Source organism: Pelomonas sp. Root1444 (assembly GCF_001426885.1).
Classification (GTDB): Bacteria; Pseudomonadota; Gammaproteobacteria; order Burkholderiales; family Burkholderiaceae_C; genus Pelomonas.
In genome coordinates this window covers 467,276-481,069 of record NZ_LMFP01000001.1, presented here as the reverse complement: position 1 = coordinate 481,069, position 13,794 = coordinate 467,276, and the positions used below count along the sequence as shown (strand labels likewise).

The following is a 13,794-nucleotide window of genomic DNA, read 5'->3' as shown; positions in this document are numbered from 1 at the left end:
CTAGGCGCCGCGCGGAGCTGGCTCGTGTCCAGCGAGCACGGCAACGACGCCAGCGCGCCGTATGCGAAGTCTTACTGGATCTTCTTGGCTTTTTCGAAGGCTTCGTCGATGGTGCCGACCATGTAGAAGGCCTGCTCCGGCAGGTGATCGCACTCGCCGTTGACGATCATCTTGAAGCCGCGGATGGTTTCCTTCAGCGGCACGTACTTGCCCGGCGTGCCGGTGAACACTTCAGCGACGTGGAAGGGCTGCGACAGGAAGCGCTGGATCTTGCGCGCGCGGGCCACCGACAGCTTGTCTTCCGGCGACAGTTCGTCCATACCCAGGATGGCGATGATGTCGCGCAGTTCCTTGTAGCGCTGCAGCACCTGCTGCACGGCACGGGTCGTCGTGTAGTGCTCTTCGCCGACGACGTTGGGGTCGATCTGGCGGCTGGTGGAGTCCAGCGGGTCCACGGCGGGGTAGATGCCCAGCGAGGCGATGTCACGCGACAGCACGACGGTGGCGTCCAAGTGGGCGAAGGTCGTGGCGGGCGACGGGTCGGTCAGGTCGTCCGCAGGGACGTAGACGGCCTGGATGGACGTGATCGAGCCGACCTTGGTCGACGTGATGCGCTCCTGCAGGCGGCCCATTTCCTCGGCCAGCGTCGGCTGGTAGCCCACGGCGGAAGGCATGCGGCCCAGCAGTGCGGACACTTCGGTACCGGCCAGCGTGTAGCGGTAGATGTTGTCCACGAAGAACAGCACGTCCTTACCTTCGTCGCGGAAGGACTCGGCGATGGTCAGGCCGGTCAGCGCCACGCGCAGACGGTTGCCCGGGGGCTCGTTCATCTGGCCGTAGACCATGGCGACCTTGGACTCGGACAGGTTCTCCTGCACGACGACGCCGGAGTCCGACATCTCGTGATAGAAGTCGTTGCCCTCACGGGTGCGCTCACCCACGCCGGCGAACACGGACAGACCGCTGTGCGCCTTGGCGATGTTGTTGATGAGCTCCATCATGTTCACGGTCTTGCCGACGCCGGCGCCGCCGAACAGACCCACCTTGCCGCCCTTGGCGAACGGGCAGATCAAGTCGATCACCTTGATGCCGGTTTCCAGCAGGTCCTGCGACGGGCTCAGCTCGTCGTAGGCCGGTGCCGCGCGGTGGATGGAGGCGGTCAGGTCGGAAGAGACCGGGCCACGCTCGTCGATGGGGTTGCCCAGCACGTCCATGATGCGGCCGAGGGTGGCCTTGCCGACCGGCACCTTGATGGTGTCGCCGGTGTTGAAGACTTCGGTGCCGCGGCGCAGGCCGTCGGACGAGCCCAGCGCGATGGTGCGGACCACGCCGTCGCCCAGCTGCTGCTGCACTTCCAGCGTCAGGGCCGAGCCGTCCATCTTCAGCGCGTCGTACACCTTGGGCATCGCGTCGCGCGGGAACTCCACGTCCACGACGGCGCCGATGCACTGAACGATCTTGCCGACTGCTTGAGTGTTAGCCATTTTTGCGTTCCTTCAATTCAAATCTTTGCGTGCCGATGGACTCAACCGACCGCGGCAGCGCCGCTGACGATCTCGGAGAGTTCCTTGGTGATCGCGGCCTGGCGAGTCTTGTTGTAGACCAGCTTCAGCTCGCCGATCAGCGTGCCGGCGTTGTCGGTCGCGGCCTTCATGGCCACCATGCGGGCGGACTGCTCGCTGGCCATGTTCTCGGCGACAGCCTGGAAGACCAGGGCTTCCGAGTAGCGCATCAGCAGCTCGTCGATGACGGTGGCGGCATCCGGCTCGTAGATGTAGTCCCACGAGTGCGCGGGCTTCTCCGTCGCCAGGTCGCTGGCCTTGAGGGGCAGCAGCTGGTGGACCTTGACCTCTTGCTTCATCGTGTTGATGAACTGCGTGTAGCAGAGGTAGACGGCGGACAGCTTGCCGGCGGCGTAGGCGTCGAGCAGCACCTTCACGGGGCCGATCAAGGCTTCCATGTGGGGCTGGTCACCCAACTGCGTGGCGTGGGCCACGACCTTGGCGCCGATGCGGTTCATGAAGCCCAGGCCCTTGCCGCCGATGGCGACGACCTCGGCGGTCTGGCCGCTGGCTTCCACTTCCTTGAGCTTGGCCGTGGCCGCGCGCAGCAGGTTGGTGTTGAGACCACCGCACAGGCCCTTGTCCGTCGTGACGACGACCATGCCGACCGTCTTCGCCTGCTCGTTCTTGACGAGGAAGGGATGGCGGTACTCGGGGTTGGCCTTGGCCAGCTCCGAGGCGATGCTGCCGATCTTCTCGGCGTAGGGACGAGCCGACCGCATCCGCTCCTGCGCCTTGCGCATCTTGGACGCGGCGACCATCTCCATCGCCTTGGTGATCTTCTTGGTGTTCTCGACCGACTTGATCTTGCCGCGGATTTCTTTGCTTGAAGCCATTCGAACTCCTAGTCAGTGCGAGGCCGGGTTTTGAGGCACGGCCGTCGCGTGTTCCGTGGCTTAAGCGAAGGACTTCTTGAAAGAAGTGATCGCGGCGTTCAGCTCGGCTTCAGCGTCCTTGTCCATCGCCTTGTCCGCTTCCAGCTTGGCGAGCAGCGCGGCATGGCTGGTCTTGAGGAACTGGTGCAGGCCGTGCTCGAAGGACAGGACCTTCTTCACTTCGATGCTGTCCATGAAGCCCTTGTTGGCGGCGTACAGCGACGCGGCCATCAGCGAGATCGGCAGCGGCGAGTACTGGGCCTGCTTGAGCAGTTCCGTCACGCGGGCGCCGCGGTCCAGCTGCTTGCGGGTGGCTTCGTCCAGGTCGGAAGCGAACTGCGCGAACGCGGCCAGCTCACGGTACTGGGCCAGGTCGGTACGGATACCGCCGGACAGCGACTTGATCAGCTTGGTCTGGGCAGCACCACCGACGCGCGACACCGAGATACCGGCGTTGATGGCGGGGCGGATACCGGCGTTGAACAGCGACGTTTCCAGGAAGATCTGGCCGTCGGTGATCGAGATCACGTTGGTCGGCACGAAGGCGGACACGTCGCCGGCTTGCGTTTCGATGATCGGCAGGGCCGTCAGCGAACCGGTCTTGCCCTTGACCTCACCCTTGGTGAAGGCCTCGACGTAGTCGGCGTTCACGCGCGCGGCGCGCTCCAGCAGGCGGCTGTGCAGATAGAACACGTCGCCGGGGTAGGCTTCGCGGCCCGGCGGGCGGCGCAGCAGCAGCGAGACCTGGCGGTAGGCGACGGCCTGCTTGGACAGGTCGTCGTAAATGATCAGCGCGTCCTGGCCGCGGTCGCGGAAGTACTCGCCCATCGTGCAGCCCGAGTAGGCCGACACGTATTGCATCGCTGCAGACTCAGACGCCGAGGCGGCCACGACGATGGTGTATTCCATCGCGCCGGCCTGCTCCAGAGCACGCACCACGTTCTTGATCGACGAGGCCTTCTGGCCGATCGCGACGTAGACGCAGGTCATGTTCTGACCCTTCTGGTTGATGATCGCGTCGATGGCGACGGCGGTCTTGCCCGTCTGACGGTCACCAATGATCAGTTCGCGCTGGCCGCGGCCGACGGGGACCATAGAGTCGATGGACTTCAGGCCGGTCTGCACGGGCTGGTCAACCGACTTGCGCGCGATCACGCCCGGGGCGACCTTCTCGATGACGTCGGTCATCTTGGCGTTGATCGGGCCCTTGCCGTCGATAGGCTCGCCCAGCGCATTGACGACGCGGCCGATCAGCTCGGGGCCGACCGGCACTTCCAGGATGCGGCCCGTGCACTTGACGGTGTCGCCTTCCGAGATGTGCTCGTAGGCGCCCAGAATCACGGCGCCGACGGAGTCGCGCTCGAGGTTCAGCGCCAGGCCGAAGGTCTGCGAACCGTCTGCGGCGACCGGGAATTCGAGCATTTCGCCCTGCATCACGTCGGACAGGCCGTGGACGCGGACGATGCCGTCGGAAACGGACACGACGGTGCCCTGGTTGCGGATGTCCGAGCTGGCACCAAGACCCTCGATGCGGCTCTTGATCAGTTCGGAAATTTCAGCGGGATTGAGTTGCATGCTGGGTCTCCAGTACCCGGAGCGGCCAGACCGTTGCCATGGGGCGGGTCAGTCGCAGGGTGAATCGATGGGATGTCTTGCGGTGGCTCGGGCAGCCGTCAGGCAGTCAGGGCGACCTTCATGCGCTCCAGGCGGGCCTTGACGGAGGTGTCCAGCACCTCGTCGCCGACCACCACGCGCACGCCGCCAATCAGCGCCGGCTCGATCCGCACATGCGCGTCGAGCTTGCGGCCGAAGCTCTGTTCCAGCGTCGTCTTCAGCTCGGCCAGTTGGGCGTCGCTGATCTCGTAGGCGCTGTAGATGTGCGCATCGGACACGCCGGAAGCCGCATTGGCCAGCACGTGGTACTGGGCAACGACTTCGGGCAGCGCCGCGAGACGGCCGTTCTCGATCACGGCACGCAGGAAGTTCTGCACGCCCGGCGCCAGGTCCTGCTTGGCGGCGGTCGTCATGACCGCGAGCACCTGCTCGGACTGCGCCTTGGGGTGATCGGCGAACTGGCGCAGATCGGCGTCCTGCGCCACCTGGGCCAGCGCGTCGAGCTGACGGCCCCAGGCGGCGACGTCTTGCGACTTCGCGACCTGGAACAGCGCTTCCGCGTAGGGGCGGGCGATGGTGGCGATCTCGGCCATTTACAGCTCCGTCTTCAGGCGAGCCAGCAGCTCGGCGTGCACGCCGGCGTTGACTTCCTTGTGCAGGATCTGCTCGGCACCCTTGACGGCCAGCGCGGCGACCTGCTCACGCAGGGCCTCGCGGGCGCGGGTGACCTGCTGCTCCGCATCGGCCTTGGCGGCAGCCAGGATCTTGGCGCCCTCTTCTTCGGCGCGCGACTTGGCGGCCTCGACGATGGCGGCGGCGCGCTTCTCGGCGTCCGAGATCAGCTTGCCGGATTCGGCCTTGGTCTGGGCCAGTTCCTTGGCGATCTGCGCCTCGGCGCCGGCCAGTTCGGCCTTGGCCTTGTCGGCGGCGGACAGGCCGGCGGCGATCTTCGCGGCACGCTCGTCGAGCGCCTTGATGATCGGCGGCCACACATACTTCATCGTGAACCCGACCAGGATCAGGAACACGATCATCTGAACGATGAGCGATGCGTTAATAAACACCTTGGTGCCTCACAAAGTTTCGAGTGCTTGAAGCCGCCCCCAGGAGTCCGAGGGCGGGGCGGCAACGTCGAATTACTTGGCGGCGATTTGCGCCAGCTGACCCAGGAACGGGTTGGCGGTGGCGAACCACAGGGCGATACCGGTGCCGATGATGAAGGCCGCGTCGATCAGGCCGGCCAGCAGGAACATCTTGGTCTGCAGTTCGTTCATCAGCTCGGGCTGACGGGCGGCGGACTCAAGGTACTTGCTGCCCATGATGCCGATACCGATACAAGCACCGAAGGCGCCCAGACCAATGATCAGACCAGCGGCGAGAGCAACAAAGCTAATGACTTCCACGATGACTCCTTAGAGGATTTAGAGAGAAAGGGTTGAGGGAAAACTGCTTGGAAAAACTGGGGACGCTCAGTGCGCGTCGTGGGCTTGGCCGATGTAGACCAGCGTCAGCATCATGAACACGAAGGCCTGCAACGTGATGATCAGGATGTGGAAGATCGCCCACACCGAGCCCGCGATGATGTGGCCGATGGCTAGGCCGACGCCGGTGGCCGACAGGCTCCAGGCACCGCCCATCAGCGCGATCAGCATGAAGATCAGCTCGCCGGCGTACATGTTGCCGAACAGCCGCATGCCGTGGGAGACGGTCTTGGCGATGAACTCGATCAGCTGCATGGCCAGGTTGACCGGGTACAGGTAGACCTTGTCGCCGAAGGGTGCGGCCACCAGCTCATGTGCCCAGCCGCCAGCGCCCTTCATCTTGACGTTGTAGATCAGGCAGGTGATCAGCACGCCCAGGGACAGGCCCATGGTCATGGACAGGTCGGCGGTGGGCACGACGCGCAACTTGGCGTGGTGGTCACCGACGATGTTCTGCCAGATCCACGGGAACAGATCCACGGGGAACAGGTCCATCGCGTTCATCAGGAAGATCCAGACGAACACGGTCAAGGCCAGCGGCGCGACCAGCTTGCGGCTTTCGGCGTTGTGCACGATGCCCTTGGCCTGGTCAGCCACGATCTCGACGAGGATCTCGACGGCCGCTTGAAAACGCCCCGGGACGCCCGACGTGGCAGCCTTCGCGGCACGCCACAGCAGGAAGCAGCCCACCAGGCCCAGCAGGACACTGAAGAAGATGGAGTCGAGGTTGACGACCGAAAAGTCGACGATGCCCTTCTGCGTGCCGCTCTGTGCGTGCTGCAGATGGTGAATGATGTATTCACCAGCGGTCGGGGCTGCACTGTTTGCCGATTCAGCGTGGCCTTCTGCTGCCATGTTTCGTTCTGCCTCGTCAGTTCTATCTGCGGCCGCGCCATGCAAGCGCAAGCCAGTTCACTTTGATGCAGACCGCGAGCGTGGCCAGCAGGGCCGGCCAACTCAGGCCTGGCACCACCTTTGGCGCCAGCACCAGCATCGCGATCGATGCACCAATCTTTAAAAATTCCCAACCCATGAAGCCGGCAGCCGCACCGGCCACTGAGTCCACATGCTTTGTCATGCCCCGCGCCAGCAGCATGTTGGGCAGAACCACCGCCGCAACGCCATAGAGCGCCGAAGCCGTGGCCACGCCGGATGCCGTCCACAGCCGGATGACGGCCACGCACAGCAAACCTGCCACCAGTTGCATCCCCAGCACACGCCAGGGCGACAGCATCGGCAACGCGGACTTCAATGCTGCCGCCTGCTCCGGGCTCAGGGCCTTGACGGGCGGCTCCTCGTTGTCGTCGTCCCAGCCGCCGGCCGTCGAAACAGCGGGGGGCCAGGTCTTTCGGGGGCCGGTGTCGGTCATGGCGCCAAGATCCTGGGTGGGCGGCTCAACCTCCAAAACTGCCAGAGGTTGGTTGCACCGGGATGGCGCACGGGCACCATCCAACAAAGCCCCTCATTATATGTGACGAGTTACACCGGGGTAAACCTACCCCTACAACGCGCCGGATTCAGGCCCGCGTCAGCGTCGCAGGCAAGCCGGGCACTTGAACGCGCAATTGCAGCACCGCGCCGGCCAGCGGCTGGCGTTCGAGTTCGTCGGCGGGGCGCTTCTCGCGCGCCGTCGTGACGAAGAGCGTGCGCAGGTCGGCGCCGCCGAATGCGGGCATCGTCGGGCAGGTGACCGGCAGTTCGACGCGCTGCACGACCTCGCCGGTCGGCGCGATGCGCAGCAGGCAGCCGCCCTCGAACATCGCGGCCCAGTAATGTCCCTCAGCGTCCATCGCCGCGCCGTCAGGGCGGCCACCATAGGCCTCGCCTGCCACGCGCGGTTTGAATTCGGCAAAGACGCGTGGCGCGGACAACACGCCCGTCCCCACATCGAAGTCAGCGACGTAGATGCGGTGCGCTTTGGTGTCGGACCAGTGCATGCGGCGGCCGTCCGGGCTCCACGCCAGCCCGTTGGACGTCGTGAGGCCGGGCACCTGCGCGGTGAATGCGCTGCCGTCGAAGCGATACAGCGCCGCCTCGGGCTCGCGCGCATCCGAGATGCTGCCAACCCACAACCGGCCGGCAGGATCGACCTTGCCGTCGTTGAAGCGCAGCCGCGCCGGGTCATAGGGCGGCGATGCAAGCAGCGCCTGTGCGCCGGTTGCCGTATCGAGGGCCCACAGCCCGTCGCGCCGCGCGACCAGCAGGCCGCCGCCTTCACGCCCCGCGATGCAACCGGGCTCGGCGTCCTGCGGCCAGGCGTCGGGCGCGTCCGCGCCCTCGCGCCAGCGCAGCACCTGGCGGCCGGGAATGTCGACCGCGTAGAGCTGCCGTTCAGTGGGATGCCAGAGCGGCGATTCGCCGAGTAGGCAGCGGTGTGAGCCGAGGGCTTGGATGTCGTCGAGTGCCATGCCGGCACTCTAGGCGGTTATCCGAAGTAACTGGGCCGGAAGGCGCCGAGTTCGGCTTTCAGGTAATGCGCGCCGGGGATGGGGTTGAAATAGAACGGCGGCACCTCGACGAAGCCCAGGCTTTCGTAGAGGCCGCGGGCGGCCTCCATGTCGTCCAGCGTGTCGAGCAGCATGGACGAGTACCCGGCCTCGGTGGCGCGGTCCATCAAGGCCTGTGCGAGGATGCGGCCGAGGCCGAAGCGGCGGAAGGCCGGGCGCACGAACAGGCGCTTCATCTCGCAGGCGTTGGGGTAGTCGGCGTCGGGCAACGGGCGAAAGGCGCCGCTGCCGGCGACGGCACCGTCGACCGTGGCCAGCAGCATCAGCCCGCCGGGCGGCGCATAGGCGCCGGGCAGGCCGGCCAGTTCCTCCTCGAAGCCCTGGAAGCCGAGGTCGACTTCCAGGCTGCTGGCGTAGTCACGCAGGATGAGGCGGGCTTCGTGCCAGTCCTCGGGCGTTTCAGGAGCGATGAGCTGGATGTCCGGACCAACCATAGGCGACGCAGTTTAGCCAGAGCGCCTAAGCGGCGAATCCCGAGATCACGCGGCGCTTCAAGCTTCGCTTGACTGGGCAAAGCCCAGCACGACCCTGCGGGTCTTGGCGGACTTCTTCTCGATCTTCGTGACGACCACCGCGCCGATCTCGGTGGTGTTCGTCACATGCGTCCCGCCGCAGGGCTGCAGGTCCACGCCGTCGATCTCCAGCACGCGCACGCGTCCGAGCCCGCGTGGCGGCTGCACGCTCATCGAACGCACGAGGCCGGGATTGGCATCCAGCTCTTCCTCGCTGATCCAGCGATGGCCGACCGGATGCGCCTCGGCGACCAGGCGGTCCAGGCCGGCCTGGATGGCGTCCTTGTCGAAGGGTTCGTCGGTGTGGAAGTCCAGGCGCGCATAGGTCTCGGTGATGGAGCAGCCGTCGACCGGATAGGGCAGCAGCGCGCACAGCAGGTGGGTGGCCGTGTGGAAGCGCCGGTGTGCCTGGCGGCGTGCGGCGTCGACCTCGACGCGCACCGCGGCGCCCACGGCGGGCGGCTCGCCTTCGATGAGGTGCACGATGGCCTCGGGGTGTTCCTTGCTCTTGCGCGTGTCGGTCACGCGCCAGCGATGTTCGCCCGCGACCAGCCAACCGGTGTCGCCTGCCTGGCCGCCACCCAAGGGGTAGCAAACGGTGCGATGGAGCGTCACGCCGCCCTCGCCATGGCCGGTGACCGTCGCGTCGCAGGCCAGCAGCGTGGCGTCCTCGCGAAACAGCGCTTGCGTCATCACAACCTCACCTGCCCGTGGATCAGCGGCGTCACGTCGCCGCCGATCCAGGTCGCCTCGGCATCGCGCTGCACATGCACGCGGCCGGCGCGCCCCAGGGCCGCACCTTGCGCGGCGACGTAGCGGTCGCCCGCCAGGCCGGCCTGCTGCAGCCACAGCGCCAGGCCGGCGTTCAGGCTGCCGGTGACCGGGTCCTCCGGGATGCCGAGGTCCGGCACGAAGGCACGCACCTCGAACTGGCATTCGCCACCCGCCGGGTGCGCACCGACGACGCCGAGCTTGAGTCCCTGCATCGCGATGAAGTCGGGCTGCAGCGCCAGCACGCTGGCGGCGTCGACCAGGCGGGCGACCATCCAGCCGGGCCCGTTGTCGACCCAGACCAGGTCGAGCAGCGCCTCCGGCGCGATGCGCAGCGACGCGATGGCCTGCTCGCGCTCGGCCGCGCCGACCGGGCCGCTGCGCTTCAGCGGCGGCGCGGCAAAGGCCAGGCGGGTGCCGTCGCGCTTGACGCGCACCAGGCCGATGGCGCACTGCTGCACCACCTCGCCCGGCTTCTTCGCATCGCCACCGCTGGCCAGGAAGGCGTGGGCGCTGCCCAGCGTCGGATGGCCTGCGAAAGGGAGCTCGCCACCGGGCGTGAAGATGCGCACGCGGTAGTCCGCCGCGGGGTCGGTGGGCGGCAGCAGGAAGGTGGTCTCGGACAGATTGGTCCAACGCGCGAACGCGGCCATCTCGTCGTCGGACAGGCCGCCGCCGTCGATGACGACGGCCAGGGCATTGCCCTTGAGCGGCTGGGCGGTGAAGACGTCGACCTGGGCAAAGCGGCGCAATTGGGTCATGGTGAAACAGCGTTGAGATAGATGGCGGGCCGCACGATCTCCATGCCGCGCTGCGGCGTGGCCAGCGGCTTGAAGCCGTGGCCCTCGTACAGCGCATGGGCGTCGCGGGTGAAGAGCATGAAGCGGCGCAGGCCTTGCAGGTCGGCATGGGCCAGCAGCGTCTCGATCATCCAGGTCGCGAGGCCACGGCCGCGGTGGGCTTCCAGCACGTAGACGTCGCAGAGGTAGGCGAAGGTCGTGCGGTCGGTGACGACGCGCGCGAAGCCGACCTGGCCCCGCCCTTCAGCGTGCAGCGCGATGCACAGCGAGTTGGCGATGGCCCGCTCGATCAGCGCCAGCGGGATGCCTTCGCACCAGTAGGCTCGCGTCAGGAACGCATGCGCCGCCCGCGCGTCGATGTCCTCGGGCGCGAAGCCGAGCCGGTAGCCGTCGTGCGGCATCAGGGCGCGGGCTCCACGGCCAGCTCCAGCGCCTCGTGCAGCAGGCGGCCGAGCTTCTCGACGCCGTCGCGGATCAGGTCCGGCGTCAGCGTGACGAAGGACAGGCGCAGCGTGCGCGGGTCGGGCTGGTGGGCGTAGAAGGCCGCGCCGGGCACGTAGGCGATACCGGCGTCCACCGCCTGCGGCAGCAGCGCCATCGCGTCCAGGCCCGCGGGCAGGCGGATCCAGAAGAACATGCCGCCCTGCGGCGACAGGTAGTCGCAGCCCGGCGGCAGGTGCTCGCGCAGCGCCTCGGCCATCGCGTCGCGGTTGGCCTTGTAGAGGGCGCGGATGGTGGGGATGTGGCCGTCGAGGAAGCCGTCGCGGATGACCTCGTGCACGACACGCTGGTTGAAGCCCGGCGTGTGCAGGTCGGCCGCCTGCTTGGCCTGCAGCAGCTTGGGATACAGCTCGGGCGGGGCGATCAAATAGCCCAGGCGGAAGCCCGGCGTCAGCACCTTGGAGAACGAGCCCAGGTAGAGCGAACCCTCGGGCCACAGGCTGGACAGCGCGTTCGGCGGCGGCTCGTCGAACCAGAGGTCGCCATAGGGGTTGTCCTCGACGATGGGCACGCCGGCCCGGCGCGCGGCTTCGACGACCTCGACGCGACGCTGGGCGCCCATGACGCGGCCGGTCGGGTTCTGGTAGTTGGGCAGCAGGTAGCTGAAGCGCGTACCCGGTGCGTCGTGCGGCAGCGCGGCAATGGCTTCCGGGCGCGGGCCTTCGTCGTCGCTCGCCAGGCTGGCGAAGATGGGCTCGAAGGGCGTGAAGGCCTGCAGCGCGCCGAGGTAGGTCGGCGTCTCCACGGCCACGGGCGCGCCAGCGTCGCAGAGGATCTTGCCCACCAGGTCCAGCCCCTGCTGCGAGCCGCTGGTGATCAGCACCTGCTCCGGCTTGACCTGCATGCCCAGCGTGGCGACGCGCGCCGCCACCCATTCGCGCAGCGGCGCATAGCCCTCGCTGGCGGCGTACTGCAGCGCCTCGCGCGGCGTCTTCGTCAGCACGCGGTCGCAGGCGGCCTTCAGCGCGTCGACGGGGAATGTGTCCGCCGAAGGCAGGCCGCCGGCCATGGACAGGATGCCCGGCTTCTCGGTGACCTTGAGGATCTCGCGAATGATGGACGGGTTCATGCGCGCGGCGCGGCGCGCCTGGGTCCAGACGGTGGTCATGTCAGCCCCTCGCTCCATGAATACATGGAGCGATCCCCCGAGGGGATGGCGGGCCGGCTTGGGGCGGCCCGGCGCTCGGCCCGCCGCGCGGCATCGATTGAAGGGTGCATGGCAATCGCTCGTGGAATTTCAAAGGAGTCAGCCTAGCATCCAGTCGACGGCCGCGCGGGCCTGCAACTCGGTGGAATCGAACAGCGGCAGCGCGGCCGGCGAGGTGCGAGGCAGCAGCAGCCCCAGCTCCGTGCAACCGAGGATGGCGGCCTGCGCACCGCGGTCGGCCAGCGCGGCAATCTGGCCGCGCAAGGCCTCGCGCGAGGCCGGCTCGAAGCAGCCGCGGCACAGCTCCTCGTAGATCAGCCGATGCACTTCGGCGCGCCCGGCCACGTCGGGCGTGATGACCTCGACGCCGAAGCGCTCCCACATCCGCTCACGGTAGAAGCCCTGCTCCATCGTGAAGCGCGTGGCCAGCAGGCCGGCGCGCCGCACGCCCGCGGCGCGCAATGCCTCGGCGGTCGCGTCGACGATGTGCAGCACCGGCAGGCCGGCTGCGCGTTCGACCTCGGTGGCGACAAGGTGCATGGTGTTGGTGGCGATCAGCAGCGCCTCGGCGCCGGCGCGCTTCAGGCCCGCCCCTGCCGCGCCGAGCTGCGCGGCGGCCGCGGCCCATTCCCCGGCCACCTGCATCGCCGCGATGGGCGCGAAGTCGACGCTGTGCAGCACCAGCTGCGCGCTGTGCAGGCCGCCCAGCCGTGCGGCGACGCCGCGGTTGATCAGCGCGTACAGATGCTGGGTCGACTCCCAGCTCATCCCGCCGAGGATGCCCAGCGTCTTCATGCGGCCGCCGGCGTCATGCGTCGCGCCCATGCCGGCGAGCGAGCCCGCTCCGGGGCTGGCTGCAGCAACTGGAAGCTCGCCTGCGGCCAGGCCTCGACGACGGCCTGCTGCCCGGCGGCGAGCGTCAGCCCTTCGCCGGCGGCGAGCCAGTGGTCATCGCAGCCGCCCGTCACGGTGAGCCACAGCCGGCCGCTCGTCACGACGAGGCGGCGCGGCGCGCGTGCGGCCGCAAGCGTCAGCGCCTGCCCTGGCGCGAGTCGGGTTGTGAATCGGTCCTTCATGCCAGCCTCCTGCTAGTTCACCGGTTGACGCTTGCCCAGCCACACGACGGCAATGACGGCCCCGGCGAAGACGACGGTCATCGCGTCCAGGCGCTCGCCCAGCAGCGGCACCGCGAACAGCATGGACAGGAAGGGCTGCATCACCTGCACCTGGCTGACGCGCAGCGTGCCGCCCAGGGCCAGGCCGCGGTACCAGGCGAAGAAACCGATCCACATCGAGAACAGCGACACGTAGGCGAAGCCGGCCCAGGCCGCCGGCGCGACCGGCGCGGTGGGCCGGGTCATCACCGCCAGCGGCAGGGTGACGGGCAGGCTCAGCACCAGCACCCAGCAGATCACCTGCTCGGCCGACATGCCGGCGGTGAGGCGCGCCCCGTTGACATAACCCGCCGATGCGCAGACCACGGCGCCCAGCAGCAGCCCGTCGGCCATCTCCAGCCCGCCCGCGCCGCGCCAGGCGGCGAAGCCGACCACCAGCGCGAGCCCGGCCAGCGCACAGGCCCAGAAGCCGGCACTCGGCCGCTGGCGCAGCACCAGCGCTGCGATGACGGCCGTGGCCAGCGGCAGCACGCCGGAGACCACCGCCGCATGCACGGCATCCACATGCCGCACCGCCAGGCCCGACAACAGCGGCCAGCCGAAGACGACGCCGCCGGCCGTGAAGGCCAGCAGTCGCCATTCACCACCACGCGGCCGGCGCGCGCCGGTGGCGATCAGGTAGGCGAGCGACAGCAGACCGGCGACGACCGCGCGGCCGAAGGCGACGAAGGCGGGGTCGAGCTGCGGCGCCTGAACGCTGCCGCCGGCCAGCCGCGTCATCGGGATGCTGAGCGCAAACATGACGACGCCCGCCGAGCCCAGCAGCAGGCCGCGCGCCGCATCCGACGTCGAGGAGGTGGAGATGGAAAACCCTGTCATGAGGGCAGTCTAGGCACAGCAAGCAGTACA

The 13,794-nt window shown here is 67.9% G+C and carries 17 protein-coding genes; all 17 read right to left on the bottom strand.

Features of this window, described 5'->3' with window-relative positions:
- Nucleotides 1-71 precede the first annotated feature (71 nt).
- Nucleotides 72-1,484: a F0F1 ATP synthase subunit beta gene (gene atpD, locus ASD35_RS02095; protein ID WP_056873240.1), complete on the bottom strand. Its 1,413-nt coding sequence runs from the start codon at nucleotides 1,482-1,484 to the stop codon at nucleotides 72-74.
- A gap of 41 nt (nucleotides 1,485-1,525) precedes the next feature.
- Nucleotides 1,526-2,398 carry a F0F1 ATP synthase subunit gamma gene (atpG, locus tag ASD35_RS02090; protein ID WP_056873239.1) on the bottom strand — a complete coding sequence of 291 codons (873 nt, stop codon included), beginning with the start codon at nucleotides 2,396-2,398 and terminating at the stop codon, nucleotides 1,526-1,528.
- Between the two features lie 60 nt (nucleotides 2,399-2,458).
- Nucleotides 2,459-4,012, bottom strand: a complete 1,554-nt coding sequence (gene atpA, locus ASD35_RS02085; protein WP_056873238.1) for a F0F1 ATP synthase subunit alpha — start codon at nucleotides 4,010-4,012, stop codon at nucleotides 2,459-2,461.
- 98 nt (nucleotides 4,013-4,110) lie between these two features.
- On the bottom strand, nucleotides 4,111-4,644 hold the full coding sequence (locus ASD35_RS02080; RefSeq protein ID WP_056873237.1) for a F0F1 ATP synthase subunit delta: 534 nt from the start codon (nucleotides 4,642-4,644) through the stop codon (nucleotides 4,111-4,113).
- Nucleotides 4,645-5,115: a F0F1 ATP synthase subunit B gene (locus ASD35_RS02075; protein WP_056873236.1), complete on the bottom strand. Its 471-nt coding sequence runs from the start codon at nucleotides 5,113-5,115 to the stop codon at nucleotides 4,645-4,647.
- A 72-nt stretch (nucleotides 5,116-5,187) separates the two neighbouring features.
- On the bottom strand, nucleotides 5,188-5,454 hold the full coding sequence (gene atpE / locus ASD35_RS02070; RefSeq protein WP_056873235.1) for a F0F1 ATP synthase subunit C: 267 nt from the start codon (nucleotides 5,452-5,454) through the stop codon (nucleotides 5,188-5,190).
- A gap of 66 nt (nucleotides 5,455-5,520) precedes the next feature.
- Nucleotides 5,521-6,387, bottom strand: coding sequence for a F0F1 ATP synthase subunit A (gene atpB / locus ASD35_RS02065; protein ID WP_056873234.1), 867 nt, complete (start codon nucleotides 6,385-6,387; stop codon nucleotides 5,521-5,523).
- Between the two features lie 22 nt (nucleotides 6,388-6,409).
- Entirely contained in the window at nucleotides 6,410-6,901 is a 492-nt protein-coding gene (locus tag ASD35_RS02060; protein ID WP_056873233.1) for an ATP synthase subunit I, read from the bottom strand.
- 148 nt (nucleotides 6,902-7,049) lie between these two features.
- Nucleotides 7,050-7,940, bottom strand: coding sequence for an SMP-30/gluconolactonase/LRE family protein (locus tag ASD35_RS02055; RefSeq protein ID WP_056873232.1), 891 nt, complete (start codon nucleotides 7,938-7,940; stop codon nucleotides 7,050-7,052).
- 17 nt (nucleotides 7,941-7,957) lie between these two features.
- Nucleotides 7,958-8,473, bottom strand: coding sequence for a GNAT family N-acetyltransferase (locus tag ASD35_RS02050; protein ID WP_056873231.1), 516 nt, complete (start codon nucleotides 8,471-8,473; stop codon nucleotides 7,958-7,960).
- Nucleotides 8,474-8,530: 57 nt separating this feature from the next.
- Nucleotides 8,531-9,247 carry an alanyl-tRNA editing protein gene (locus ASD35_RS02045; RefSeq protein WP_056873230.1) on the bottom strand — a complete coding sequence of 239 codons (717 nt, stop codon included), beginning with the start codon at nucleotides 9,245-9,247 and terminating at the stop codon, nucleotides 8,531-8,533.
- Nucleotides 9,244-10,083 (bottom strand): PhzF family phenazine biosynthesis protein, encoded by an 840-nt coding sequence (locus tag ASD35_RS02040; RefSeq protein WP_056873229.1) that lies wholly within the window; start codon nucleotides 10,081-10,083, stop codon nucleotides 9,244-9,246. Before ASD35_RS02040 ends, ASD35_RS02045 begins: the two co-directional genes overlap by 4 nt.
- The gene (locus ASD35_RS02035; protein WP_056873228.1) at nucleotides 10,080-10,523 is read right to left on the bottom strand and encodes a GNAT family N-acetyltransferase; all 444 of its coding nucleotides are present in this window, start codon (nucleotides 10,521-10,523) and stop codon (nucleotides 10,080-10,082) included. The genes ASD35_RS02040 and ASD35_RS02035 overlap by 4 nt, the downstream gene beginning before the upstream one ends.
- On the bottom strand, nucleotides 10,523-11,731 hold the full coding sequence (locus ASD35_RS02030) for a PLP-dependent aminotransferase family protein (protein ID WP_056873227.1): 1,209 nt from the start codon (nucleotides 11,729-11,731) through the stop codon (nucleotides 10,523-10,525). The genes ASD35_RS02035 and ASD35_RS02030 overlap by 1 nt, the downstream gene beginning before the upstream one ends.
- A gap of 138 nt (nucleotides 11,732-11,869) precedes the next feature.
- Nucleotides 11,870-12,595, bottom strand: coding sequence for an aspartate/glutamate racemase family protein (locus ASD35_RS02025; RefSeq protein WP_369819183.1), 726 nt, complete (start codon nucleotides 12,593-12,595; stop codon nucleotides 11,870-11,872).
- A complete protein-coding gene (locus ASD35_RS02020; RefSeq protein ID WP_056873226.1) occupies nucleotides 12,562-12,846 on the bottom strand; it encodes a DUF2917 domain-containing protein in 285 nt (94 codons plus the stop codon). The genes ASD35_RS02025 and ASD35_RS02020 overlap by 34 nt, the downstream gene beginning before the upstream one ends.
- 12 nt (nucleotides 12,847-12,858) lie before the next feature.
- Nucleotides 12,859-13,764, bottom strand: a complete 906-nt coding sequence (locus ASD35_RS02015) for a DMT family transporter (protein ID WP_056873225.1) — start codon at nucleotides 13,762-13,764, stop codon at nucleotides 12,859-12,861.
- Nucleotides 13,765-13,794 lie beyond the last annotated feature (30 nt).

Excerpts from the sequence above, each read along its gene's own strand:
- ASD35_RS02050 (WP_056873231.1), bottom strand. The coding sequence starts at position 8,473 with ATGGTTGGTCCGGACATCCAGCTCATCGCTCCTGAAACGCCCGAGGAC.
- ASD35_RS02035 (WP_056873228.1), bottom strand. The coding sequence starts at position 10,523 with ATGCCGCACGACGGCTACCGGCTCGGCTTCGCGCCCGAGGACATCGAC.
- ASD35_RS02025 (WP_369819183.1), bottom strand. The coding sequence starts at position 12,595 with ATGGGCGCGACGCATGACGCCGGCGGCCGCATGAAGACGCTGGGCATC.
- ASD35_RS02040 (WP_056873229.1), bottom strand. The coding sequence starts at position 10,083 with ATGACCCAATTGCGCCGCTTTGCCCAGGTCGACGTCTTCACCGCCCAG.
- ASD35_RS02030 (WP_056873227.1), bottom strand. The coding sequence starts at position 11,731 with ATGACCACCGTCTGGACCCAGGCGCGCCGCGCCGCGCGCATGAACCCG.
- atpB (WP_056873234.1), bottom strand. The coding sequence starts at position 6,387 with ATGGCAGCAGAAGGCCACGCTGAATCGGCAAACAGTGCAGCCCCGACC.
- ASD35_RS02055 (WP_056873232.1), bottom strand. The coding sequence starts at position 7,940 with ATGGCACTCGACGACATCCAAGCCCTCGGCTCACACCGCTGCCTACTC.
- atpA (WP_056873238.1), bottom strand. The coding sequence starts at position 4,012 with ATGCAACTCAATCCCGCTGAAATTTCCGAACTGATCAAGAGCCGCATC.
- ASD35_RS02020 (WP_056873226.1), bottom strand. The coding sequence starts at position 12,846 with ATGAAGGACCGATTCACAACCCGACTCGCGCCAGGGCAGGCGCTGACG.
- ASD35_RS02080 (WP_056873237.1), bottom strand. The coding sequence starts at position 4,644 with ATGGCCGAGATCGCCACCATCGCCCGCCCCTACGCGGAAGCGCTGTTC.
- atpD (WP_056873240.1), bottom strand. The coding sequence starts at position 1,484 with ATGGCTAACACTCAAGCAGTCGGCAAGATCGTTCAGTGCATCGGCGCC.
- atpG (WP_056873239.1), bottom strand. The coding sequence starts at position 2,398 with ATGGCTTCAAGCAAAGAAATCCGCGGCAAGATCAAGTCGGTCGAGAAC.
- ASD35_RS02060 (WP_056873233.1), bottom strand. The coding sequence starts at position 6,901 with ATGACCGACACCGGCCCCCGAAAGACCTGGCCCCCCGCTGTTTCGACG.
- ASD35_RS02015 (WP_056873225.1), bottom strand. The coding sequence starts at position 13,764 with ATGACAGGGTTTTCCATCTCCACCTCCTCGACGTCGGATGCGGCGCGC.